Source organism: Xanthobacter sp. BG11Y11_SDJG (assembly GCF_057364445.1).
On record NZ_JBNFNU010000504.1, the window covers coordinates 1 to 2,596 of the forward strand.

2 protein-coding genes and 1 pseudogene are annotated in these 2,596 nt (G+C 70.0%); all 3 read left to right on the forward strand.

Annotated elements, in window-relative coordinates; all coding sequences use genetic code 11:
- The first annotated feature begins 56 nt into the window (after positions 1 to 56).
- Positions 57 to 1,744 (forward strand): annotated as a pseudogene (locus tag AC2W7M_RS23555) (peptidoglycan D,D-transpeptidase FtsI family protein).
- 75 nt (positions 1,745 to 1,819) lie between these two features.
- Positions 1,820 to 2,101: a Mur ligase domain-containing protein gene (locus tag AC2W7M_RS23560; protein ID WP_486135371.1), complete on the forward strand. Its 282-nt coding sequence runs from the start codon at positions 1,820 to 1,822 to the stop codon at positions 2,099 to 2,101.
- On the forward strand, positions 2,086 to 2,596 hold a 511-nt coding region (locus tag AC2W7M_RS23565; protein WP_486135373.1), incomplete at its 3' end, for a Mur ligase family protein. The genes AC2W7M_RS23560 and AC2W7M_RS23565, both read left to right, overlap by 16 nt.

Here is a 2,596-nt window from a genome sequence, read left to right on the forward strand (position 1 = left end):
GCTGTTCGCCTGCGCGGGTACTCGGCCGCGGCGCCTATGCCGGCACGCGGGTCTTCCTGCGCGGCCTCGCCGGGCTCGACCGGGGCGATCCCGCCACCATCGCGCGCTCGCGCCTCAAGCTGATGGCCGGCGTCTTCTGCCTGGTCTTCCTCGCCATTGCCGGCCAATTGGTGCATCTCGCCTCACCGATCCCAAGCACAGCCGCCGCGGCGGCTCGGATGCGCTCGCCTCGGCCCGGCCCGACATCCTCGACCGCAACGGCGACGTGGTGGCGATCGACGTGAAGTCGCCCTCGCTGTTCGCCGAGCCGCGCCGCCTCATCGATCCCGACGAGGCGCTCGAAGGCCTCCTGAAGGTGCTGCCCGACCTCAACGTGAAGGAGGCGCGCGCGCGCCTGAATTCCGGGCGCGGCTTCGCCTGGCTCCGGCGCGAGATCACCCCGGCCCAGCAGCGCGCCATCTTCCGGCTCGGCCTGCCGGGCATCGGCTTCATCAAGGAGAACCGCCGCGTCTATCCCGACGGGCCGATCCTGTCGCACGTGATCGGCGGCGTGAACGTGGACAATCAGGGCATCGCCGGGCTGGAGAAGTACATCGACAAAGGCGGGCTCGCCGACCTCCACCTCGCCGGCTTCGCCACCGATCGCCAGCAGGAGCCGGTGGCGCTCTCCATGGACGTGAGGGTGCAGCACGCGATGCGCGACGAGCTGGCCGCCGCCAAGGCCAAGTTCTCGGCGCTGCACGCCATGGGCCTCGTCACCGACGTGAACACGGGCGAGATCATCGCCATGGTGTCGCTGCCGGACTACGACCCCAACCAGTCGGGCGACCCCACCGACCAAGCCTATCTCAACCGCCTCACCACCGGCGTCTACGAGATGGGCTCCACCTTCAAGGCGCTGTCGTTCGCCATGGCGCTCGATTCCGGGCGCATCGGCCTCAATTCCTCGTTCGATGCGCGCGGCGCCATGTCGTTCGGGCGCTTCAAGATCTCCGACTACCACGCCGAGAACCGGGTGCTGAGCGTGCCCGAGATCTTCCTCGTCTCGTCCAATGTCGGCACCGCCAAGATGGTGCTGTCGCTGGGCGTCGAGGCGCACAAGGCGTTCCTGAAGAAGATGGGCCAGCTCGACCGCCTCGTCACCGAGCTGCCGGAAAGCTCCCTGCCCATCGTGCCCAAGCGCTGGGGCGAGGTGAACTCAGCCACCATCGCCTTCGGCCACGGCCTCTCGGTCGCCCCGCTCCAGGCGGTGATGGCGGTCAATTCCATGGTCAACGGCGGCTATTTGATCCCGCCCACCTTCCTCAAGCGCGACGAGGAGGAGGCGCGCAAGGCGGCGACGCGCGTGCTCAAGCCCGAGACTTCCGACAAGATGCGCTATCTGTTCCGCCTCAACGCCGAGAAGGGCTCCGCCCGCAAGGCCGAGGTGCCGGGCTATCTGGTGGGCGGCAAGACCGGCACCGCCGAGAAGGTGGTGAACGGGCGCTACGCCAAGAACAAGCTGCTCACCTCCTTCACCGCCGTATTCCCCATGGACAAGCCGAAATACCTGGTGCTGGTGATGCTCGACGAGCCCAAGGCGACGCCCGAGACCCACGGCTTCGCCACCTCCGGCTGGAATGCGGCGCCCACAGCGGGCAAGATCGTCGAGCGCATCGCGCCCATGCTCGGCCTCTCGCCGCGCCAGAACCTGCCCGATGCCGAGCAGATGCTGCGCGCCTCCCAGCGGGTGGGCCTGCGCTGACGACGGGCCGGGGCGTCCCGCCTCCCCCATCGGCGGGATGACAAGCGACCCCATGGGGTGCCAGAAGGAGCCCCGATGACCATGATGACGCTGGGACACCTCCTCGAAGGCCACGCCAGGATCGTCACCGGCGCGGGCGAGGCCGTGCCCATTCGCGGCGTCACCGCCGACAGCCGAAGGGTGGAGCCGGATTTCCTGTTCGTGGCGGTGCCCGGCTCCCGCGCCGACGGTGCGCGCTTCATTCCCGACGCCGTCGCCCGCGGCGCGGCGGCGGTGCTGATGGAGCCGACGCAGATCTGCCGCAGACGCCCGGCCGCGCCGCCATCGCCTTCACGCTCGACGTGCGCCGATCCCTGAGCCTTGCGGCGGCGCGCTTCTATTCGCGCCAGCCGGCCACCATCGCGGCGGTCACCGGCACCGCCGGCAAGACCTCGGTGGCCTATTTCCTGCGCCAGATCTGGCAGCGTCTGGGCCACACCGCGGCCTATCTCGGCACCATCGGCCTCGTCGCGCCGGACGGCGCCACCTATGGCAGCCTCACCACGCCGGACCCGGTGGACCTGCACCGGACGCTCGACCGCCTCGCCGCAGACGGCGTGACGCACATGGCGCTGGAGGCCTCCTCGCACGGACTCGACCAGCGGCGGCTCGACGGGGTGCGCCTCGCGGCCGGCGGCTTCACCAATCTCGGCCGCGACCATCTCGACTATCACCCCACCATGGACACCTACTTCAAGGCCAAGCTGCGCCTGTTCACCGAGGTGATGCCGGCCGCGGCGCCCGCGGTGGCGCTGCTCGACGCGCCTTATGGCGCCACCGCGCTCGCCTGGGCGCGCACGTCGCGGCCTGGCG